At 42.9% G+C, this 22,425-nt stretch carries 16 protein-coding genes; 4 read left to right on the plus strand and 12 right to left on the minus strand.

Translation table 11 applies throughout. The features are described from left to right. Positions 1-29: 29 nt before the first annotated feature. The 5 genes from uvrA to CSQ79_RS05750 all read right to left on the minus strand — a co-directional run bounded on the left by uvrA (position 30) and on the right by CSQ79_RS05750 (position 11,978). Positions 30-2,996: an excinuclease ABC subunit UvrA gene (gene uvrA, locus CSQ79_RS05730; protein ID WP_289500623.1), complete on the minus strand. Its 2,967-nt coding sequence runs from the start codon at positions 2,994-2,996 to the stop codon at positions 30-32. Positions 2,997-3,168: 172 nt separating this feature from the next. Then, the gene (locus CSQ79_RS05735; RefSeq protein WP_099700213.1) at positions 3,169-5,754 is read right to left on the minus strand and encodes a GAF domain-containing protein; all 2,586 of its coding nucleotides are present in this window, start codon (positions 5,752-5,754) and stop codon (positions 3,169-3,171) included. A 6-nt stretch (positions 5,755-5,760) separates the two neighbouring features. After that, positions 5,761-6,204, minus strand: a complete 444-nt coding sequence (locus CSQ79_RS05740) for a response regulator (protein WP_099700214.1) — start codon at positions 6,202-6,204, stop codon at positions 5,761-5,763. A gap of 10 nt (positions 6,205-6,214) precedes the next feature. Continuing rightward, on the minus strand, positions 6,215-8,653 hold the full coding sequence (locus CSQ79_RS05745; protein WP_099700215.1) for an MHYT domain-containing protein: 2,439 nt from the start codon (positions 8,651-8,653) through the stop codon (positions 6,215-6,217). Between the two features lie 184 nt (positions 8,654-8,837). Further along, positions 8,838-11,978 carry a coiled-coil domain-containing protein gene (locus CSQ79_RS05750; RefSeq protein WP_099700216.1) on the minus strand — a complete coding sequence of 1,047 codons (3,141 nt, stop codon included), beginning with the start codon at positions 11,976-11,978 and terminating at the stop codon, positions 8,838-8,840. 408 nt (positions 11,979-12,386) lie between these two features. On the opposite strand from CSQ79_RS05750, the gene CSQ79_RS05755 reads away from it, so the two are divergent. Continuing rightward, positions 12,387-12,584 carry a chlorophyll a/b-binding protein gene (locus tag CSQ79_RS05755; protein WP_099700217.1) on the plus strand — a complete coding sequence of 66 codons (198 nt, stop codon included), beginning with the start codon at positions 12,387-12,389 and terminating at the stop codon, positions 12,582-12,584. Positions 12,585-12,884: 300 nt separating this feature from the next. On the opposite strand, the gene CSQ79_RS05760 is transcribed toward CSQ79_RS05755, so the two are convergent. The 6 genes from CSQ79_RS05760 to fabI form a co-directional block, all read right to left on the minus strand. Continuing rightward, a complete protein-coding gene (locus tag CSQ79_RS05760) occupies positions 12,885-13,310 on the minus strand; it encodes a sensor histidine kinase (protein ID WP_143755425.1) in 426 nt (141 codons plus the stop codon). A 116-nt stretch (positions 13,311-13,426) separates the two neighbouring features. Then, on the minus strand, positions 13,427-13,705 hold the full coding sequence (locus CSQ79_RS05765; RefSeq protein WP_143755426.1) for a nucleotidyl cyclase domain-containing protein: 279 nt from the start codon (positions 13,703-13,705) through the stop codon (positions 13,427-13,429). A gap of 369 nt (positions 13,706-14,074) precedes the next feature. Then, on the minus strand, positions 14,075-15,565 hold the full coding sequence (locus tag CSQ79_RS05770; protein WP_099700220.1) for a carotenoid oxygenase family protein: 1,491 nt from the start codon (positions 15,563-15,565) through the stop codon (positions 14,075-14,077). A 49-nt stretch (positions 15,566-15,614) separates the two neighbouring features. Further along, a complete protein-coding gene (locus CSQ79_RS05775) occupies positions 15,615-17,054 on the minus strand; it encodes a folate/biopterin family MFS transporter (RefSeq protein WP_099700221.1) in 1,440 nt (479 codons plus the stop codon). A 93-nt stretch (positions 17,055-17,147) separates the two neighbouring features. Beyond that, positions 17,148-17,798, minus strand: a complete 651-nt coding sequence (hisB, locus tag CSQ79_RS05780) for an imidazoleglycerol-phosphate dehydratase HisB (protein WP_099700222.1) — start codon at positions 17,796-17,798, stop codon at positions 17,148-17,150. A gap of 90 nt (positions 17,799-17,888) precedes the next feature. Continuing rightward, positions 17,889-18,665, minus strand: coding sequence for an enoyl-ACP reductase FabI (fabI, locus tag CSQ79_RS05785; RefSeq protein ID WP_099700223.1), 777 nt, complete (start codon positions 18,663-18,665; stop codon positions 17,889-17,891). A gap of 383 nt (positions 18,666-19,048) precedes the next feature. Between fabI and ntcA the strand changes: the two genes are divergently transcribed. The 3 genes from ntcA (at position 19,049) to CSQ79_RS05800 (ending at position 21,840) form a co-directional block, all read left to right on the plus strand. Beyond that, on the plus strand, positions 19,049-19,720 hold the full coding sequence (gene ntcA / locus CSQ79_RS05790; protein ID WP_015188606.1) for a global nitrogen regulator NtcA: 672 nt from the start codon (positions 19,049-19,051) through the stop codon (positions 19,718-19,720). A 140-nt stretch (positions 19,721-19,860) separates the two neighbouring features. Then, positions 19,861-21,330, plus strand: coding sequence for a DUF3084 family protein (locus CSQ79_RS05795; RefSeq protein WP_099700224.1), 1,470 nt, complete (start codon positions 19,861-19,863; stop codon positions 21,328-21,330). Positions 21,331-21,429: 99 nt separating this feature from the next. Then, on the plus strand, positions 21,430-21,840 hold the full coding sequence (locus tag CSQ79_RS05800; protein ID WP_099700225.1) for a pre-16S rRNA-processing nuclease YqgF: 411 nt from the start codon (positions 21,430-21,432) through the stop codon (positions 21,838-21,840). Between the two features lie 53 nt (positions 21,841-21,893). On the opposite strand, the gene CSQ79_RS05805 is transcribed toward CSQ79_RS05800, so the two are convergent. Beyond that, positions 21,894-22,157, minus strand: coding sequence for a DUF3146 family protein (locus CSQ79_RS05805; RefSeq protein WP_099700226.1), 264 nt, complete (start codon positions 22,155-22,157; stop codon positions 21,894-21,896). Positions 22,158-22,425 lie beyond the last annotated feature (268 nt).

Consider the following 22,425-nt stretch of genomic DNA (forward strand, 5'->3'; position numbering starts at 1 on the left):
TTTTCTCTGCGCCTCTGCGGTTTTTCTCTTCACTTTGGTGGATGCTGCTGCAAAACCTGCTTAATATATTGCCCCGTATGAGATCGTGAATTTTCTGCTACCGCCTCCGGCGTACCTACAGCAACCAACTCCCCTCCTTTATCACCACCTTCTGGACCCAAATCAATAATCCAATCGCTGCAACGAATCACATCTAAATTGTGTTCAATTACTAAAATTGAATTGCCTTTGTCAACCAAACGTTGCAAAACATCTAATAATTTATGCACGTCATAAAACGATAAACCTGTTGTCGGTTCATCAATTAAATACAAAGTTTTTCCTGTGGCGCGGCGCGACAACTCAGTTGCTAATTTCACTCGTTGTGCTTCACCACCAGATAAGGTTGTTGCAGGTTGCCCAAGTTTGATATATCCCAAACCAACATCGACTAATGTTTGCAATCGTGTAAAAGCTTTAGGAATATTTTGGAAAACTTCTAAGCTTTCCTCCACTGTCATATCAAGAACATCAGCAATCGATTTTTCTTTATATTTAACTTGCAATGTTTCGCGGTTATATCGCGCACCTTTACATACTTCACATTGCACATAAACATCAGGAAGAAAGTTCATTTCAATGACATTGACACCTTGTCCGCCACAAGCCTCACAGCGTCCGCCTTTGACGTTAAATGAAAATTGTCCTGGCTTATAACCGCGTGCTTTTGCTTCAATTGTTTGACTAAAAACGTCGCGAATCGCATCAAAAACACCTGTATAAGTAGCAGGGTTAGAACGCGGTGTCCGTCCAATGGGAGATTGATCGATAACGATCGCCTTATCAACTGCGTCCAATCCCTCCACCGTCTCTATATGTTGTGGAAATGGAACTTTACGTGTTAAGTGATGCTGTAAAGCAGGATAAAGCAGTTCGTTAATCAGTGTCGATTTACCGGAACCAGAAACCCCAGTTACGCAGACAAGTTTACCAAGGGGAATCTCAACATCGATATTTCTTAAGTTATTGCGGTAGGCGTTTTTCATCACCAGCGATCGCCCGTTACCTTCGCGTCGTTGTGCGGGTGTTGCGATCGCCTGTCGTCCTGATAAATATGCACCTGTTAGTGAATCTGGGGCTGCGAGTAATGCTTGCAAGTCCCCTTGGGCAATAATACTACCACCATGAATTCCCGCACCAGGACCAATATCAACAACATGATCCGCCGCACGGATTGTTTCTTCATCGTGTTCGACAACAATTAAGGTATTACCCAAATCGCGCAATCGAGTTAAAGTTCGTAGCAAGCGCCCGTTGTCACGTTGATGCAAGCCAATACTCGGTTCATCTAAAACATAGAGTACGCCTGTAAGTCCTGAACCGATCTGAGTCGCTAAGCGAATGCGTTGCGCCTCTCCTCCTGAAAGTGTCATCGCTGGACGATCTAATGTCAGGTAATCTAACCCTACATCCAAAAGAAACTGCAAGCGGGCTTTAACTTCACGCAATACCAAATCAGCAATTTGCATTTGGCGATCGCTCAATTCTAAATTATGAATGCGCTGCTGACAATCGCGAATCGAAACTCCGGTAAGGTCGAGAATGCGGTATTGTCCTAAACGAACTGCGATCGCTTCTGGCTTCAAACGCTGTCCTTGACAGACTTCACACGGTTGGTAAACTAAATACTGTTCAAGTTTTTGTTTAATCAGTTCTGAAGCATCATTATATTGCCGCTGTAAAATTGGGATAGCACCTGTGTAACGGCGATAGTCATTGCGATCGTGATTCCAGATCGGTTGTTCTGCGCCGTGTAAAATAACGTGTTGTTGTTCAGGGGTTAAGTTTTTCCACAGAGTTTTCAGTTCAAAATTAAAAGCTTGCCCGACACTATAAAGTAAAGAAAGATAGTAAGAATTGTCTTTTTCTGACCAAGGTGCGATCGCGGCATATACAGGTTGTGCGGGATCGGGAACGACTAATTCTGGTGAGAATGTCCGTAAGCTACCTAATCCATGACAATGGGGACACGCACCGTAAGGCGAATTAAAAGAAAATAACCGTGGTGAGAGTTCTTCCATCACTGCGCCATGTTCAGGACAGGCAAAGTTTTCGGAAAAGACAATTTCTTTTTCTAGAGGTGATGTCACATACGCTGTAGATTCCTCTGCGGCTTTTATCTGCGTTGCAGTAGGATGCATAATGACATTAGTATCTGCCTCGGAGCGATCGAGAATCTCAATAACGGCAATTCCCTCAGAACGTCTCAAACAAGTTGTCAGCGAATCAGTCAGACGTTCTGCAATCCCTGTTTTTTTAACTAATCGGTCAATAACAACTTCAATATTGTGCGTTTGATTTTTATCGAGTTCAATCGAGTCACTGAGTTCGCGGACTTCCCCATTAATCCGCACGCGGGCAAAACCTTCGGAAGCAAGGCTAGATAATAGTTTACGATGTGTCCCTTTTTTTCCACGCACTACAGGGGCGAGAATCTGAAAGCGGGTGCGATCGGGTAATTCCATAATGCGATCGCACATCTCATCAATTGTCTGCGGTGCAATTGAGCGATCGCAAATTGGACAATGCGGTTTACCAGCACGTCCGAACAATAACCGCAAGTAATCGTAAATTTCTGTTACAGTACCAACTGTAGAACGCGGATTGTGGGAAGTTGATTTTTGATCGATAGAAATCGCTGGACTTAAGCCTTCGATCGCTTCAACATCAGGCTTATCAAGTTGTCCTAAAAATTGGCGTGCGTAAGCACTGAGAGATTCTACATAACGCCGCTGTCCTTCAGCAAAAATTGTATCAAACGCCAAAGAAGATTTACCGGAACCGGATACACCAGTGAACACGATCAAGCGATCGCGGGGTAACTCTAAATCAAGATTTTTGAGATTATGCTGTCTAGCCCCACGGATACGGATCGTATTCTGACTAGCGCGGTTAACACCAAGGAGACGATGCCCATTTGCATCCAGCGTGTCTAAGGTTTCAGCAGGGTGAGACATGAGGCAGAGGAAAAACCATTGCTTAATGATTTTAGCGTTGCCTTCTAGTTAGCGGTTAATGAGATGTTATTTTCAGCTTCTCTCTTCATGCAGCAAGCTTGTTTTATATACGATATGGGTTAATTTGTCTATGCCTTGTTACAAATGAAAGAATTAACAGCAATAGAATTGTCTATACAGAGTCCTGAATAAGACTACTAACAGGCAGATATAGTGTAAAGCAGCTACCACGTCCTATTTCTGAAGTGACTGTAATATCTCCACCATGTAGTCGTGCTAATCTGCGTGAAAGCGCCAAGCCTAAGCCAGTACCTTCGTATTTACGATTTAAGCCACTATCAAGTTGCTGAAAAGGTTGAAATAAATTTGGTAAATCTTCGGCTGTAATCCCTATTCCGGTATCAATAACAGAGAACGTAATAAAATCTGAAGTTTTACTGACTTTAAGTGACACACTTCCTGCTTGAGTAAACTTGACTGCGTTATTCATAAGATTGAAAAGAATTTGTTTGAGGCGACGTTTGTCTGCTGTGCAAGTTGTCGCTTCTGGTTGAATAATTAATGATAATTGCAATTTCCTTCTTTGGGCTTTTTCCTGAACGAGAGACAAACACTCTTGAGAAACTTCTTCAACAGATAGCATTTCAAGTGTGAGATCTTCTTTTCCTGCTTCAATTTTTGATAAATCTAAAAGATCGTTAATTAACTCTAATAAATGTTCTCCAGAAGAATAAATTAATGAGACATATTGTTGCTGTTTTTCATTCAGTTGTCCAAAAATTTGTTTGAGTAGGAGGTTAGAAAAACCGATAATTCCTGTTAGGGGAGTACGCAGTTCATGGCTCATGTTAGCAAGAAAGTCAGTTTTTGCGCGATCAGCAGCTTCTGAGAGGAGTTTCTCCTGCTCTAACTCTTGCGTGCGTTCTTTAACTAATTGTTCTAGGCGTTCGTAACTTTGGGCATTGTAAAGTGCGATCGCTGCTTGATTTGCAATACGTTGTAGAAGTTGAATTTCCTCTGGGGTAAATGTCCGGCGAGTTGTAGTTGTTTGCAGCGATAATCCGCCAAAAAACTGATCCCGAATAAAAATTGGCACTCGCAACTCAGAACGAAGTTGTGCTGTTTGAACAAAGTGTTTTCGTTTAGAATCAACATTAATTTCTGCAAAATTAGGGACATGAAAAACTCGATAGTAAGAAGCATAATGAGTTGGATTCAGTAATTCAATATACTCAGATATTGGTACTTGCCAATTTAAAACAGAAACAACTTGTACATTTGTCCGCCACTCTTTGATAACACGAATGTGAGTTGTATTAACTGCAAAAATAATAACGCGATCGACAGCAAAACCTTCACCTGTTAGGTTAACAATTTCTTGTAAAATATGCTCAGGGTCGAGGCTAGAATTAAGTGATTGACTAATATAATTGAGGAGGTGTTCGCGCGATGCTTGTTGTTGTACTTGGTTAAAAAGTTGTGCTTGTTGAAGAGCGATCGCTACTTGTGTTGCTAACTTCTCAATCAAATCAATTTCACTCAGTTGCCATTGTCGCGATCGCGAACATTGATGTACTGCTAATAATCCCCAGGCATAGTCACCTTGTAAAATAGGGACAACCAAGCGAGCTTTGACGTGCAATCGTTGCAGTAATGTGGCAAATTTAGGATCAATGTTTGCTTGAGCAAGATTATTAATTTGTTGAACACAGCCACGCTGACATTCTGCCTGAGTTTCTTGAAACCAAGTGCCGCGAATTTGAATCTCAGGATCTAAAGGCCAATTAGCATCTACAGACGCTGCGACAATTTTGCCATTACGATTATCCTCGAAACGAAAGATCATGACGCGATCTGCGTACAGAAATTGCCGAACTTCTGCAACAGTTGTGCTGAGAATTTCATCTAAGTTGAGTGATTGGCGAATTCGAGTCGCAATAGCACTGAGTAGGCGATCGCATTCGGCTTGTTGCTGAAATTGAATTTCAACTTGCTTGCGTGCAGTCACATTGCGGATAATTCCCTCAAGCGCAATTAACGCTCCATCATCGTAGATTGTCACATTGCTTTGTTCTGTCCAAACGATGGCTCCATCTTGGCGAATCCAGCGCAGAATGAGTGGTTGAGGCATTTCTCCATCAAGCGATCGCAGCCATAACGGTTGATCGCCTGGATGAACAATTTGTGAAATCAACAACGGATTGTTGTAACATTCTTGCGGCGTATAACCTGTCACTCTAGTAACGGCAGGACTAATGTAATCAAAGCCTGGAGTTGGAGTAAAGCGATAGCGGTAAATAATATCTTGAGCATTATCAGCAAGTCGGCGAAATCGTTCTTCACTTTCTTGCAAAGCAATTTCAGCTTGGCGCTTTTGATCGCGGAGCATTTTTTGGTCAACAGCTTGTTTAATCGCCTCGCCTAACCGAACCAAACGATCTTTGAGTAAGTAATCAGCTGCCCCTTGCTTCATACACTCGACAGCAACTTCTTCGCTAACACTGCCTGTGACAACAATCAATGGAATATCTAATCCTTGTTGCTGCAATATCTGTAAAGCTTGTAGCGCGCTAAATTGCGGCATTCCATAATCTGAGATGATCGCATCCCATGTCTGACTTAAGCAGATGAGATAATCTCCTGCAGTTTCTACGCGCTGCCATTGCGGTTCAATGCCACAAGAACGAAGTTCGTACAGCATGAGTTCCGCGTCGCTCAGTGAGTCCTCTACAATCAAAATCCGCAATAAAGTGGACATAATTTTTTAAGATACCGGAGGTTGATTCAGCAGCCGCCAATACAAACCTAACTGTCGTACAGCCTCCGTGAACTGCTCAAAGTCCACTGGTTTTACGATGTAGCTATTGACTCCTAACTGATAACTTTCAACGATGTCGCGCTCTTCGCTTGAAGATGTGAGAACGACGACAGGAATAACGCGAGTGCGGGGGTCAGATTTAATTTTCTGGAGAACTTCTAATCCATCAACTTTTGGCAGTTTAAGATCGAGAAGAATGACCCGAGGACCATTATCCATTGAGCGGTGTGCATAGCTGCCAGTACAAAATATAAAATCGAGGGCTTCTGCACCATCTCGCACGACCTCGATATGATTTGTGAGGTGACTACTTTTAAGTGAATGAAGTGTCAGTTCTGCATCACACGGATTATCTTCAACCAGCAAAATTTCAACGGCACTATCTCTCATCAATATCGCCTCACAAAGTAAAGTAGAAAGTTGCACCGCGATCAACTTCTGCTGCTGCCCAAACACGCCCCCCATGACGGTGAATAATACGCTGTACAATAGCTAAGCCTACGCCTGTTCCTTCGTATTCTTCTGCACGATGCAGCCGCTGAAAGACACCAAAAAGTTTATGGGCATATTGCATATCAAAACCGACACCATTGTCTTTGACAAAATAAACATGCTGTCCGGAAGGAATTGACGATGCATCACTTTCTTGCAGACAACCAACAGTGATGTGCGCAACATCATTTTTGTGCGTATACTTGAAAGCATTCGATAATAAATTTACCCAGACTTGTTTAAGTAAAGCAGGATCGGCTTCACACACAGGCAACTGTTCAATCGTCATTTTGACTTGTCGGTTTTGTTGTTCGGCTAAATCTTTTAGTACTTGATGCACGATCGCACTCGGTTCAATGCGTTGTTTTTTTAAAGGCGCGCGACTCAGCCGTGAAAATGTCAGTAGATCGTCAATTAAGCATCCCATTTGCTGCGCATTAGCTTGTACCAATTGCAAGTAGCGTTGCGCATCGGCAGTTAATTGCGGCGTACAATCTTTTAAAAGAATCCGCGAAAAGCCATTGATGGCGCGTAATGGTGCGCGTAAATCGTGCGATACCGAATAGGAAAAGGCTTCTAGTTCTTTGTTGGCTGTTTCGAGTTCCGCCGCCCGATTTTGCAAGTCGGCGTTTAAATGAATGATTTCAGCTTCGGCGCGTTTGCGTTCAGCAAGTTCAGTTTGCGCTTGTTGATAAAGTTCAGATTGTTGGATGGCGATCGCCACTTGGGTTGCCAGTTGCTGGAGAAGATTAATTTCAAGCGGTTGCCATTGGCGTGGTTCTGAACAATGATTGGCAACTAGTAATCCCCACAGTTGTTCTTCTTTTAAAATGGAGACAACTAAGTTTGCTCGCACCTGTAACTGTGCAAGTAAATCTGCATGACAAGGATTTAATCCTGCTGTGTAAATATCCTCTACAACTTGAATTCTTCCTTGTCGATATAACTCGCGATTAGCAGGATGACTAAAAAAAGTGTCTTTAATGTTTTTTCCTGCAATTGCAGCCCATTCGGGTGCTACAGATTCAACCACAACAATGCCACTCCAGTCAGCTTCAAAGCGATAAATAAACACGCGCTCCACTTGGAGAAACTGCCGGACTTCGGCTACTGTCGTGTTTAAAATTGTTGCCAAATTCAACGACTGACGGATGCGTCGTGTAATCTCAGCAACTAATAGCTCGCGTTCAGTTTGCTGTAGCTGGAATTTTGCTGCTTGTATGCGTTCGGTAATATCGCGGTAGGTTGTGACAATGCCTGCAACTGCTGGATCGTGCAACAGATTATTGACAATTACTTCAAAATCTCGTACTTGTTCATGTGCAGTGCGCAATCGAAATTCAGCGGAGATATTGACATTTGGATAATTTTTTGCTTTTTTGAGCAGATCTTCGGCGATCGCCTGATCTTCCTGCAGGACAAAATCAAAGGTATGATACCACGCATCAGGTTCGTAGCCCAAGATCCGTTTAATCGAGGCGCTGGTGTAATTGACTGTACCATCCGCAGCGATCACTGCAATGATATCAGAGGCATTTTGCACCAAAGAACGAAAGCGTTCTTCACTTTGACGTAATGCCTCGGCGCGCGCAGTCTCTGCACTGAGTCGCTGATCGAAAGTAGAAGACACAAGTGCAAGCATCAACACAACTAATGTCGCTATTGCAATTGCAATCCCAAGTAACGTGTTGTCGATAACTTGCGCTGTGTTCTCAATTGTCAGTTGTTGATTGTACTTAAAGCTGACTGCCGCCATTGCGGTGTAGTGCATTCCGGCGATCGCAAAACCCATCACAATCGCACCACCAACTTGCCATCTACCTTGAGCTGTGATAGCTTTTTGCAGACGAAATGCCAGCTGCAGTGCTACTAAAGAAGCCCCAATCGCGATCGCAAGCGACAAGGCAACTAACTTGGGATCGTATTCTGGAGTTGCTTCTAGACGCATTGCTGTCATACCCGTGTAGTGCATTGCGGCAATACTCAATCCCATAACGCCACCACCAGCAATCAGCTGAAGTAAGCCAAACTCACGACTAACAACAAATAAAGCAACACCAGAGGCAATGACAGCAACTGCCATCGAGAGCAACACAAGCGGCAGGTCATACGTAATAGCAATTGGAAGATTATACGCAAGCATCGCGATGAAGTGCATCGCCCAGATGCCTACTCCCATGGCGATCGCTCCCCCACTTAACCAGAGTTTCCGAATTTGCCCAGTGGCAACAGTAACGCGCCCAGATAAACTCAGTGCTGTGTAGGAAGCAACAATGGCGATCGCAATCGACAGGAATACAAGCCCTAAATCATGATGGGACAACAATACATCTGTTGTATCGGACATCGTTTTTATTTACCCCTGTGCTTTTCTGCTTCTCTGCTGCCTATTAAGCTGAACCTCAAAGCGAATCGGTATTATGACCTGCGCGATAGCAAACAATCCTAACAAACCGTAAAACCGAGTGTCCATACAAAAAAACTCTCAAGTGAGAGGCTGTTGTACTTTACAAAGAAAACTGAGCGGATTTTTAGCTGAGAACAGCAATCACACCACCCATCGCCGCCGCAATTGCCGAAACAACTGCCGTAGCAAAGAGCCACCATGCCGCACTTCCTGCTGCCTTGCGGGTTTCTTCAGCTTGCCGTTGAGCTTGAACTTTAACTTGTTCAAGACGACGTTGTGCTTCTTGTTGAACTCGCTCTGCCCGTTGCAGGACGTTGTTACGCGCACCTTCGATTTGGTCGATAATTCGGTTAGCATCTGCTTCCGAAATGTCCTCGCGCGAACTCATAATAGCGACGAGTGTTTCGCGGTTAAATGAGCCTAAGCGATCGCGAATTGCATCAAAGCCTGCTTGTGGATCGTCAAACAACTTACGCACATCTTTTTTGATGCCATCGTAGTTCAGTTCAGGGCGATCTAGTGAATTTAAGTAATTACGGATTCTGCCAAAAACACCATCAATGACGTCTTGGATGCGGCGTTGAATTGCCCGTACTTGCTCAACAAATTGATCGCGTACCGCTAAAACCTGATCGACAGTGCGTGCCGCTTCCTCCTCTGACATATCACCCCGTGCTTGCACAAGAGCAATGATCGTTGAACGATCAAAGTGTGACAAGCGATCGCCTAAACTTTCTGCCCCAGCGCGTGGATCGTTGAGCAGTAAGTACAGTTCGCGCTTAATTGCTTCAGGATTCAACTCATCCTTACCAGTACTGCGCAAGTAGTCTTCCAAGTTTTGTTGGAAGTTTTGCACTCTGGCTTGAGTACGTGCTGCCAAGCGGCGTGGCGAACGAATAATATCGCGAATCGACACTTGGATTTGATTGATAATTTGGTTAACTTGCTCTTCGCTTAGGTCTTGGCGTTGACTCAAGAGTTTTACCAAAGTATCGCGATCGACTTGTGCAAGTCGTCGTCGCAGTGCTACAGCACCTGCTTGCGGATCTTCAAACAGCCTTGCGAAGTCGCGTTGAATGCCTTCTGGATTGAGTTCATCTTTACCTGTATTGCGCAGGTATTCAGCGATTGTCTGTGTCACCGAATCGTACTGCTCTTTAGCTTTGCCTGCAATGATTTGCGGCACATGCGTGATGTCGTACCATGTTCCTTCTACTTGATGCAGAATTTGGTCAATCTGCTCTTCAGATAAGTCATCACGCTGATTTAATAGCTGGAATAAAGTATCGCGATCAAAACGCGACAATCGCGCCTGTACTGCGGCTGCCCCAGCTTGAGGATCTTCCAATAATTTTTGCAGATCGCGCTTGATTCCTTCAGGATTAAGTTCGTCTTTACCAGTATTACGTAGATAAGACTCTAAATTAATCCACAGCGTTTCTGCTTGTTGTTTAGCTTGATCCGCAACATTTTGCGACTCAAATAAAACTTGCTGGCGAACCTCTTCCACCCCATTAAGAATCGTTTCTGCTTCTTCTGGCGTGATGTCGCTGCGTTGTAGCAGAATTGGTCTTAACGAACCACTTTCTAACCGCGCCAAGCGCAAAGTCAGTGTTTCATGATCCGTTTCTTCATCCTCGAGTAATGGCTTGAAATCTTGCGCCATTTTTTCAGGAGTCAAATCTGCTTTACTTGTTACCAACAGATAACTCTCGACACGACGCTGTAAGTCTTGAACTGCTTCTCTTTCTTCTTCTGCTCGAACGATAGTCAACACTTCTTGACGAATGCTTTCTAGCTGATCGGCAATCTCCTGAATTTTTGCCTGCGTAAAGACACCCCGTTGTTGCAGAAGATCGGCAAAGTCTTGACGTGAAATTTGCTCAATCTGACGCCTTACTGTACCTGGATCAGCAGCCGGATCGTAGAGAACATCACGAAATTCTTGGTTAACTTTTTCACGGTTAATCTGCCAAGAATAAGTGTTCAGCAAATAGTTTTCTACATCTGCCCGAATCGTGTTGTAAGGTACGGCAGCACTCTTGATACCTACTTGATCGGCAACCTTGTCAGCTTGATCTGTTGCTTTGTCTCTTGCTTGCGAAAGCGAACTCAAGATCTTTTCAACATCCAAATCTGAAAGATCGGCTCTACCCATCACAAGTCCCATCAAGGTTGTCATTCCTTGCTGAATTGTACTTTGAATAGGTCCTACGCCTCCTGCGGTCGATCCCTGAGTTCCTTTACCGGAACGGACTTCCGCAATTAGCTGATCTACCTTGGCACTCAATTCGTCAGTTTTAGCTTGCCCAGGCTGTGCTGACTTGAGATAATCTACCAACTCACCTAAGCGATCCTTTTGAGGAGCTTGTTGTGAAACAACTTGTCTCCACACACTTTCAAGTTGATCGACAATGCGGTTAATATCTCGTCTTGAAAGATCAGTACGAGTGCTGACTAATTCTACAAACTTCTGTCGGTCAATATTACGTAGGTCTTCTGTACCTGCAATCTCTCGCAGTTGCGGATCGTTCAACAGGTTTTCAAATTCCTTGCGGATATTAGAGATGTCTAATTCGGGAGGACGTAGTGTGTCTAGATAGTCTTCAATATTTTCCCGAATTGTCAGCGGATCAATCGCACTGCCAATCTCACGTCTTACAGCCGCTGCTGCTGCTTCAGCAGTTGCCACAACTTGAGTATTGACAGCCTTTGCACCTAATGCAGCAGTTGCAGTACCAACAATAGCTTGGAATCCAGATGTTGCTGTATTTACAACTGAGCCAATCAGGGAACCTACAGTAGTGGAACTAAACCAAAACAGTAGCAAAAAATATGCACCCCAAATGACAAGTCCAAGAATTGCTCCTAGTCCCACATCTAGAGTTAACAAGCTTAACTTCACTGCTAAAAGACAAGCAATGAATAAAGCAACACTCACTGTGACTAGTGTCCAAATTCCTACCGCAGTACCTATTTTGCGAATTGTCCCTCCGACACTATCAGATCCGCTGCTACTGGAGTCTGAGTTTGAGTCTGAGGAATGACCTAGGTAAGAAATGCCAGCTGCAACCGAGAGGTTTGTCAACACTAACTGAATGGCAAAGGCAAGAATAACACCAGAAATTAAAGCAACAAAAAATCTCGGTCCTGAGAAAACGAGTGCTGCTTCGGCTGGTGTTACTGCCCCTGGAGTTACTGGTACCTGTGCTATCCAAGATAGCGCGTGGTCTGGTTCCAGTAGTATTTCCGTATTCTGAAACATGGTATCCTTTGGTCAAAGCTTAAATCAGCGTAGATTATAAGATTACATGAGAAAAAACTCTGTATCTTTAGCAATACTCAACTTTTTAGCTCAGAGTCTTTGAATCGGATAGGCTAAGGCATCCCTCTAAGGTCTGAAAACCTGTATCCTCAACAAAATTAGGTAAGTACAAGAATCAATAAAGTCTAGTAGCTTTCCTTACTCTAACTTTATTAACCTCCGATAAGATGTAACACTTTATTGAAATCTTTGAAGACTTACACCCTCCAACGGTGGAATTACCACCTTTAAAAATACCTTAAGAATCGCTCTTTAGACTTGGTTTCATATTGTATCTATAGACAGAAAGTGTCACTTAAATAGATCGATACAGTTAAAAGTGTCTAAAGGGTTTTTTAGGAGCAAAATATGGACAGCAACACAAATCTACCTGCAGTCGCTAAAGAGTATAACGGTAAAGATCGTAATGCTTTTCTTTTTGGATGGAATCCCCAAGCTGAACTCTGGAACGGACGCCTAGCAATGATTGGTTTCCTTGCTTATTTACTTTGGGATTTAGCAGGCTACAGCGTTCTACGAGATGTACTTCATTTAATCAGCTACTAACTAAGTTGAGTGCGAATATGTTACTAGATAATTACGAATTGATGTTATCAACATATTCGTAACTCTTCTTTCTTTTACTTTGGGGAACAATCCATTTATTACAAAAAGTATATTTCATCTTTTAAATCTATAAAACTGTCAAAGAAGGTTAAGATTTTAATTGACTGCTTGAGGTAACAAAAACCAAAACCGCCAACCTCCCTCAACCAAAGGTGTATAGCCAATACTTCCGCCCCAGCGTTCTACCGTAATACGGCAAAAATATAGACCAAGACCACTTCTGCCAGCTTTTTATTCGCCTTAAGTAAATTTTTGAAATAAACTTGTAGCAACCTCAGGGGATACACCAGAACCCTCATCATCAAATACAAACAACATAGATTCTTTCTCAAGTTGGATAGTCACAGTGACATTAGTATTTGATAGACTGTGCCTCCAAGCATTCTCGCTCAAATTAGACAGTACTCTTTCCAAAAGAGACTTTTCTCCAATGATCCAATCTTGGTTATTGTCAATTTTGCTAGCAACTTCTAAACGGATTTTGTTCTCAACAAGAAGTGATGAGAACATAGTGACCACTCTTGGCAACTGAGACATATCTGGAGTAAAAGTCTCAAGTGACGCAACTTCAGCAGAAAATGTATTTAGAATCTCTTGAATTAAGAATTCTTGTCTTTGAGTCTGGGTTTTACCCATTTCTAAATAGTCTTCAGATTTAGCTGTCAACCCTTGTAAGCCAATAAGTGCAAAGCAAGATTTGATGCCTGTTAGCGATCCTGCTAAATCATGAATAATACACTGTACTAAGTACTATTGCACCTGAAGTAATACCAACTCCGATACTAAAGTATTGGTAAATTGTTTGCTTGTTGAAATTCTCTAATTTCTTTTGCGACTTCAATCATGCTAAATGCAGCATTAACTGCTAGCTTGGTAACAGAGTCTGCCGTAGATAAAATGCCAAATAAAGCAGTAGTATCTTCAAACATATTACCAATTGTGCCACCTCGCTCAAGAATTGGTTGAACTCTTCTTAAGAAATAAAGATTTAATGTATTAAATGCAGTTTCAGGAGGATACTTATCTAGATAATCTAGGTATCCCCGAATGTCAGCAATCATAATGGTCAATTCACGATATTCTGCTAATGGAAAAGTAATAAATTTTGAAAGTACTTCTTTCTCCAAACTTTGAATTAAGTATTGATGTAATATCTTCAATTGCTGTTGAGAGATCAAGCTCAAATCATTATTTCTTTAAAGTATCGGCAGTCACGCTACCTATAGCTATTATCAGCTTCCTGGATTATTATGTAATTATTAATACTTTAAGTAGAGACTTACGTAAGTGCTAGTAAGTAGAAGCTATTAGATAGAGTCTTTAGAAACGTTCAACAGTTAAGCTTGAAAACATTTATTCTGACTCGGTTTTCTGCTTTAAAAACTCATCTAAGTTTGCAAATACGTAAGTCGTCTTGCTTGGTTTGTTGTTTAATGAGCTGGTGTAAACAGTTCAGGTGTAAAGCTACCATGCAACCCGTAAGGAATATGGTGCTTGAGATGGAGACGGGCGATCGCACCTTGCTCAAGATTTCGCGCATCTAAAATCACCACATCTGAACGATGATGTGTCGCATCATAAACCAGTGCTAATATCCAACCATCATCTTCACCTTCACCATGAGGGCGTTCAACAAAAATTGGTTCGCTGACAAAACCACGAGGTGCAGCACTCCAGAGTTGTCGGTGTCCTGATTCTAAATCAACTTTGAGAATTGCTTGCAATGGGGCATTACCAGTATTCGCGTGCGCCGCACCTAAGTACAAGTAACGACAAGAACGTCCAACTTTTTCAGGATGCATTGTCGGAAATTCACAGCACCGAGGTTCGATCAACTCCCGCGATACCGATTGCTGCTGTAAGTTGACATGAAAGCGCCACATCTGTCCTGGTTGGAGTGCATCAAAATCAACTTGTTTAAAATCACTTCCGGCTTCGACTTCCGGAAAAGATTCATAGCAAATTGAGTCTATAAAAATTTCCTCACCTTGCTCAAACGCATTCGCATGATGAAATACAAAACCAGATTGCGTTTCGAGAATTTGCATTTGTCGCGATTTATGTCGCGGAATCACAATAATGCGTGTTGGTTGATTGGGCTGAAATTTAATACACTCTCCCGCACCACGCCAACCAAAAACAAAAGGAATCGGATTAAATGCGATTGGGTTTTGGAAGAAAATGCAGTAATTTTCGGTGATGGCAAAATCGTGAATAAAAGCGAACCCAGGAACATTGTGCGCGTGTTGGCGAATAACGTTACCAGAGGGATCTAGTTCAAAAATTGTAATGGTTGAAGATAGACCTGGCTTGATCGAGAAGTTGACCATGCATGGTGCGCCATCATCTTGGTTACACTGAGGATCAATGCGAGGATGGGCGGCAAAAGCTTCGCCATCAGCTAAAACACCGTTGAGTGAGTCTTTCCCTAATGTTTCTAGTGTTGCTGGATCGAGGCGGTGGGGATCAGCAGCTTCCCACAGTGCGAGGAGTTTACCACCCCAGTAAACAACGTTAGTATTAGCAATGTTTTTTAGTCGCAGATCAAAAGCGTTCGCTAGCCAACCACCAGGCTTTTGCGTGCCAAAAACACCACGGTAGAGGATTTTACCCGCTTGTTGTTCTTCTACAAACGCAGCAGTACGCACAAAACGATTGCGAAAGTGAGCGCGACCATTGTGAAAAGCGATCGCACTGATCATGCCATCACCATCAAAAGGATGATGTATGGCATTACCATCAACATCTAATAACCCAGGACCATTACGAAACAACGTTCCTTGCAGTTCTGGTGGAATTTGCCCCTCAATATCATCAATCCAGTAATCGTATTCAGTTTTAAGAGATTCGTATCCTCCTTGCCAATCTTGGCGCTGATAGGAGTGGGTAGGAACTGTAGATGCGCGTTCGTGAAGTTGCATAGCTAGTGGAAGAGTGATCAGTAGTTATGGGCTAGAAAAATGAAGTTCTCTATTCAGCAGGTTCTTCAGCTGGTTGTTGTAACAATGACTGCGGTACCAATTCAGACATCAATTCAGGTAACAGGCTTTGTCCAAGCTTGGTGGGAGTAGTGTCAGTCTCAATCTCCATAGCAGCTTCACTGGGCTGAGTTGCATCTGTGGCAGGAAGCCAGCTCAAAAATGGTAGTGGTAACAATGTGCTGACATTAGCAATGACAACCAGTATCCAGAGATTACTAAAGTTGGTCTGTGTAATTCCCATCAAATGCATCAGCAACGCGCCGAATTGATAGGAAAGCAGTCCTCCTAAGTTAGAAATGGACATCAATAAAGCGAATAACGTTGCTTCCACTCCTGGGGGGCACAGACGGGCTGCCAATACGAGAACTGGCATATAAGCAATCTGTCCCATGACTGTGAGAATTAGATTGTCGCCAATACTAAACCAATGGTCATCGATACCTAAAGCGCGGTTAGTATGCGTGACTAACAACAGCATACTCATCCCTAGTACTGCTGAAAGTAAGGTACTCCAACCAAAAATCACGCGAAACGGGACATTTTTCAAAAAGCGATGAAACAACCACACTCCAACAAGCGAGGCGATACTTGTTACTAAGCGGACTCTGCCTAAAAACTCTGGTTCAAATCCCAATTCGTTAGTGGTGAAGAAGAAGAAGGCTGCATCAGCTGTAGGAGTTGCTTGCCAAATGAACACAAATGCAGCAGGAAGCCAAATTGCTTTTTGAGTAATTGCTTTGCGTAATTCCTCAAACTGATGCTTGACAGTTGACAAATCAGGTTTTTCTGTGACTGGAGACTCCGCAATTAACCAAGCCACTCCAGAGACAATTAACGGAAAAGAAGCAGTAATCCAAAAAATTGTGCGAGTGGAAAAGTGCTCTAGTAGTAATCCACTAAAATAGGCGGTGATCAAGCCACCAAAAGCTGAAGTTCCCCAACACAAGGATTGTAACGACCCGACCTCTCCCTGTGATTCGGCGCGCGCGCGTTCTACTACAAGTGAGTCAACAATCACATCACCGATTGCAACCGACAAAGAGCCAACTGCGAGTGCCAAGGTGGCGGCAGTAGAAGTTTGGACAATTGTTGCCAAACCTGCCCAGGAAAGCGCTCCTAAGATGCCAGACAAGATCAAATAGGGACGCCGACGGTAGCCAAGAATAGGCAATCCATCTGAGATAAAGCCAAATAATGGCTTAACAATCCAAGGCAACGCCACAATACCAAACAGCGCTGACACTTCAGCTGGGCTTAAACCTAACTCATCTTTAAGGAAAAAGCTTACCGCCAGCCGCGCCAATCCCAAGATACCTTGCACAAAGTAAACAACTAATATGCCCAGTAACTCTGGAGTTGGTTCGTGACCAAAAAATAGTGTTTTTGTCAAGGAGCTTTTCAAACTCGTACCACTTGGAGAAATAAACATTGATAATTCTTAATAAATATCAATGCTTACTATAGTATCCATCTACCCTAGGATGTGTAACCCCTATGACGCCGATGTAAATGTCTACTGTGGTTACAAAACCCCCTTTGAACTGGGAATTGCACCCGCCCGTCGAAGATCGACTTCCACAGCCATGCGCATGGCTCTAGCAAAGGCTTTAAAGGTTGCTTCGATGATGTGGTGTGAGTTGATGCCATCAAGTTGACGAATATGTAGTGTCATTTGACTGTGGTTGACGATCGCCACAAAAAATTCCCGCACAAGTTGAGTATCGTATGTCCCAACACGCTGAGTCGGAATTTGTAAGCCGTAGCTAAGATGAGGACGTCCAGAGAAATCTAGCGCAACTTGTACTAAAGCTTCGTCTAGGGGTGCCAGAAAGTTGCCGAAACGGACTATACCTTTGCGATCGCCTAACGCTTTATGAAGCGCTTGCCCTAAAGTAATGCCAACATCTTCGTTAGTGTGGTGATCGTCAATTTCAATGTCGCCTGTTGCTTGGATGTCTAAGTCAATCAAACCGTGCGACGCGATTTGATGCAGCATATGATCGAGAAAAGGTATGCCTGTTGCTGCTGTACACTTTCCTGTGCCGTCGAGATTCAAATTAACTTGGACATTAGTTTCACCTGTAGTCCGGTGAATTGAGGCAGTCCGAGCTACCGCGATCTGAGAAATTTCGCTGAGGGTGTCACCCTGACCTAGAGTACTGCTTACCTGCATGGAGTCAAAATTAACTACTAGAAAAATTCTATTACCATGCTACACATTGTGCTTGCAGGCAGGATGCCTGCGTCTATAGCGTCAAATTAACTACATTCCCATAATTTGATAGCCAGCATCGACATACAAAATTTGACCAGTGATACCGCTAGCGAGATCGCTACACAAAAAAGCTGCTGCATTACCAACTTCAGTTTGGGTAACAGTACGCCGCAAAGGAGCAACTTCTTCAACGTGATGAATCATATCCAAAATACCACCAACTGCTGAAGAGGCAAGCGTGCGGATTGGTCCTGCTGAAATGGCATTGACACGAACATTTTGCGAACCGAGTTCTGAGGCTAAATAGCGGACACTCATTTCTAATCCGGCTTTGGCAATTCCCATGACGTTATAGTTTGGTACAACGCGATCGCCGCCTAAATATGTCAATGTCACAATACTTCCGCCTTCTGTCATCAAAGGTTTTGCGGCTCCACTTAACTGAATGAGCGAATAAGTGCTAATCTCTAGAGCCTTGGCAAAACCAGAGCGTGAGGTATGACTAAATTCACCACTTAAATCTTCTTTGTTAGCAAAAGCAAGACAATGAATTAGGATATCGAGTTTGCTCCATTTTTCTTGAATTGCGGCAAAGGTAGACTCAATTTGTGTCTCATTTTGAACATCACAGGGAACAAATAAACTGGGATTGAGTGGTTCTACAAGTTCTGCAACTTTTTTTTCCATCTTTCCCTTCTCATCAGGAAGGTAGCTTACCCCAATGTTGGCTCCTGCTTTGTGTAGTTGTTGGGCAATTCCCCAGGCGATCGAGCGATTGTTAGCAATGCCAGTCACTAAGGCATTTTTTCCAGTTAAATCGAGCATGGTAGTTAACTTATGCAACCTTCTTGAGGATACTGGAATTAGGCACAAGGAGCGAATAACTAGTGGCTAGTTATGAGTTATTGAAAGGCATTTGTAATATTCTTAACTCAACACTCTTAACGAGTAACTCTCATAACTCTGCTTTCTTAATTTTCTCATTTAAGGTCTTGACAAGTTATGCTAGCTACTAATGAACAGACGAATACTAAGTAAATTTATATTAAAGTCTTGATTTAAGGGCAAGGAATTTGTAATTTTAAACTTTATGTAAAGTAGAATACAAAACCCCGAATGCAAGTCGGCTTAAGTGATTTAAGGTCTAAAAGCTGGTGTGGAATGTTGAATTGGTGTAGGCTTTCGAGCATCGGTAAGGGCAAGGATATATGGTCGTGACGCAAGATAGACCGCTAGCAGCTGTATTTCGTCAGGTGGGAGCTGGTTCATTTCCACCAGTTGTAGAAACCTTCGAGAGAGGTAAAACTATATTTTTTCCTGGCGATCCAGCAGAAAGAGTGTATTTTCTCATCAAGGGTGCAGTGAAGCTTTCGCGGGTTTATGAGGCTGGAGAGGAAATCACTGTGGCGCTGCTTCGCGAAAACAGTGTTTTTGGGGTATTGTCGCTGCTAACAGGAAACCGCTCTGATCGGTTTTATCATGCTGTGGCTTTTACGCCTGTAGAGTTGTTATCAGCACCAATAGAGCAAGTAGAACAATCTTTAAAAGATAATCCTGAGTTATCTATGTTGATGCTGCGAGGCTTATCTTCGCGGATTTTACAGACAGAAATGATGATTGAAACTTTAGCGCACCGCGATATGGGATCTCGGTTGGTCAGCTTTTTACTCATTTTGTGCCGTGACTTTGGTGTTCCCAATGCAGATGGCATCACAATTGACTTGAAGTTGTCGCATCAGGCGATCGCAGAAGCCATCGGTTCGACTCGCGTAACTGTCACAAGACTACTAGGAGACTTGCGTCAAGAGAATATGATCTCAATTCACAAGAAAAAAATTACAGTGCACAATCCAGTGGCGTTGAGTCAACAATTTAGTTGAGCGAGCGAGATAGTGAGTGATTAGTTACTAGTTGCTAGTTACTAATCACTAGTTCTTCCCATCTCTAAAATTCTTTGCTGACCTTAACTTTCTCCTAAAAGGTAGTAGGCTGTATCTGGAGGGGTAATGAAAAGCTAAAAATGACCACCGGATACATCTTAATTGCATCAATTTTAATTTTAGGAGGCGTAATTGCAACGGTGGGCGATCGCCTAGGTACGCGAGTTGGTAAAGCGCGTTTAAGCTTATTCAATCTTCGCCCCCGCAACACTGCTGTAGTCATCACCATTTTGACTGGAAGTATTATTTCTGCTTCTACTTTGGCAATTTTATTTGCTGCAGATGAACGTTTGCGCACTGGAGTCTTTGAACTTGAAGAAATTCAAAGTGAACTGCGAGATAGACGCCAACAGTTAGAAACAACTCGTCAACAACTTGAAGCAACAACTGAAGAAAAAACACAAGTTCAACAAGAATTAATCCAAGCAAGAGCAGAACAAAAAGCAGAACAACGAGAAGCCCAGAGAAGAGAAGCAGAAGCACAGCAACGTTTAGAAACAATCAATGAATCATTACAAGCAGCGCGGACACAGCAAGCACAGACACAAACACAACTGAATCGCACACAAGCAAGACAAGCACAGACGCAAGCACAACTGAATCAAACACAAGAACAACTAACTCAGATTTCTACTCAGTTTCAACAAGCACAAACAAGATTGAGAACGGTTTCTCAACGAGCCAAAGAATTGCGTGCAGAAATTCAACAAGTACAAACAGAATTACAGCAGTTAACCGAGCAGCGAGATCAGCTAAGAGCGCAAATCACTAAGCGGGATCAAGAAATTGCTAAGTTAGATGAAAGTATTACACAACGGGATCAAGTTATTGCCCAACGAGAAAGTCGTCTCAAACAATTAGAAACTCAGCAAAACTATCTAGAACAGGAAGCACAAAACTTAGAAAGAAATTTACAAGTATTGCGACGGGGAAATGTTGCTTTGTTCAGAGGACAAGTTTTATCTGGTGGCGTGGTGCGAATTGTCGATCCTAAAGCTGCTCGTCAAGCAGTCGATCAACTGCTTGTAGAAGCAAATAAAACTGCGGTGAGATTCACTCAGCCAGGCATTGAGCAAAATGAGCAAATAGTAAACATCTCTTCTGCACAAGTCGATCAATTGATTAAGCAGATTGATGATGGTCATGACTATGTTATTCGGATCGTGTCAGCAGGCAACTATGTCTTAGGAGAAAGATCAGTTCAAGTTATTGCAGATGCGGCACAAAACCAAGTTGTTTTTCGCCCTGGTGATGTCTTAGCTGCTATTTCTGCGAATCCCGCTACTATGTCTGACACAGAATTGAGGCAAAGAGTAGAACTTCTCTTAGGAGCTTCTAATTTTCGGGCACAACGAGCAGGTATTTTAGGCGATACAATCCAAATAGGAGACAATCGGATTGAAACACTGATTGGTTTTATCGACCAGTTGAAGCAATACAATCAACCCGTAGAAATTCAAGCAGTAGCCGCAGAAGTCACTTACACGTCGGGACCTTTGAAGGTGGAATTATTAGCAATGCAAAATGGGCAAGTTGTGTTCCGTACTTGATTAAGGGGTGAGTGGCTAGTGGGAGTGTAAAAGAGAAATCTAATTGCTATTTTCCCCGCCTACCCTCTGATCCGTGACTTCTCATAAAAAGGTTTGTCAATGCAGCCAACAATTTTGGGGTTTGATCCAGGACGAGATAAGTGTGGAATAGCAGTGATGGGGCTAGATCGAACACTGTATTGTCACCAAGTTGTCTTAGCAACAGAGGCGATCGCAGCTATCGAACAACTCCGCCAACAATTCCCTATTTCTCTGGTTGTCATTGGAGATCAAACAACTGCTAAAAACTGGAAGCAAAAATTAGTAACAGAACTATCTGAATCGCCATCGATTGTCATGGTTGATGAAAGATATACGAGTTTGGAAGCACGCGATCGCTACTGGCAAATGTTTCCCCCTCAAGGACTGCAACAACTCTTACCGCGCGGTTTACGCCAACCACCAAAACCGATTGATGATATTGTTGCCATTCTGCTCATTGAACGATATCTCAATCGACTAGCACAATAAGAGTTTTGAATTTTGAGTTTAAGAAAACTCTTTTAATTCAAAACTCACCCCTTTTAAAGTTCTGCACGGATAGTAAAAGCGTAGTCTCCTCCTGGTTCGAGTTGATAATCTTTCTGTTCTAAAAAGCGTCCTAGTGGTTCTTTGATGAGAGCACGACCTTGAGAAGGTTTGACAGACAGTTCGCCACGCCGAAAACACCATTGAAACTGCCATTCAAAATCTCCAGCTCTTACTTCTCCTTCTAACAAGCCATGCTGCCAGGACTGTCGCGTAATCCTAACATGGGCAGTGGTTTCAGGTAAACGCTTACGACTCACAATCCTTCTTTTCCCAATCTTGACAGCTTGAATAATCAGATAATTAACTTTTCATTGTGACCAGAGACTACTACTCAAAACAAAAGTACAAAGACATAAATTTGCATTTCTGACAATGTATATTGTTTCAGATGTCAATAGCTTTTTGGTGAGAGAACCGAACACCTTTTGTCCTGAAAACATGATTAGGATCGAGATGATGCGATCGCCTATTTAAATTTATATAGCAATGATTAATATCATTAGGACATGATGGAGACTCAGAATC

It is taken from the genome of Gloeocapsopsis sp. IPPAS B-1203 (genome assembly GCF_002749975.1).
In the GTDB taxonomy this organism is placed as follows: domain Bacteria; phylum Cyanobacteriota; class Cyanobacteriia; order Cyanobacteriales; family Chroococcidiopsidaceae; genus Gloeocapsopsis.

Bases quoted from the DNA above. Each gene is read 5' to 3' on its own strand.
- uvrA (WP_289500623.1), bottom strand. From the start codon at position 2,996: ATGTCTCACCCTGCTGAAACCTTAGACACGCTGGATGCAAATGGGCAT.
- CSQ79_RS05735 (WP_099700213.1), bottom strand. From the start codon at position 5,754: ATGTCCACTTTATTGCGGATTTTGATTGTAGAGGACTCACTGAGCGAC.
- CSQ79_RS05740 (WP_099700214.1), bottom strand. From the start codon at position 6,204: ATGAGAGATAGTGCCGTTGAAATTTTGCTGGTTGAAGATAATCCGTGT.
- CSQ79_RS05745 (WP_099700215.1), bottom strand. From the start codon at position 8,653: ATGTCCGATACAACAGATGTATTGTTGTCCCATCATGATTTAGGGCTT.
- CSQ79_RS05750 (WP_099700216.1), bottom strand. From the start codon at position 11,978: ATGTTTCAGAATACGGAAATACTACTGGAACCAGACCACGCGCTATCT.
- CSQ79_RS05755 (WP_099700217.1), top strand. From the start codon at position 12,387: ATGGACAGCAACACAAATCTACCTGCAGTCGCTAAAGAGTATAACGGT.
- CSQ79_RS05765 (WP_143755426.1), bottom strand. From the start codon at position 13,705: ATGATTGCTGACATTCGGGGATACCTAGATTATCTAGATAAGTATCCT.
- CSQ79_RS05770 (WP_099700220.1), bottom strand. From the start codon at position 15,565: ATGCAACTTCACGAACGCGCATCTACAGTTCCTACCCACTCCTATCAG.
- CSQ79_RS05775 (WP_099700221.1), bottom strand. From the start codon at position 17,054: ATGTTTATTTCTCCAAGTGGTACGAGTTTGAAAAGCTCCTTGACAAAA.
- hisB (WP_099700222.1), bottom strand. From the start codon at position 17,798: ATGCAGGTAAGCAGTACTCTAGGTCAGGGTGACACCCTCAGCGAAATT.
- fabI (WP_099700223.1), bottom strand. From the start codon at position 18,665: ATGCTCGATTTAACTGGAAAAAATGCCTTAGTGACTGGCATTGCTAAC.
- ntcA (WP_015188606.1), top strand. From the start codon at position 19,049: ATGGTCGTGACGCAAGATAGACCGCTAGCAGCTGTATTTCGTCAGGTG.
- CSQ79_RS05795 (WP_099700224.1), top strand. From the start codon at position 19,861: ATGACCACCGGATACATCTTAATTGCATCAATTTTAATTTTAGGAGGC.
- CSQ79_RS05800 (WP_099700225.1), top strand. From the start codon at position 21,430: ATGCAGCCAACAATTTTGGGGTTTGATCCAGGACGAGATAAGTGTGGA.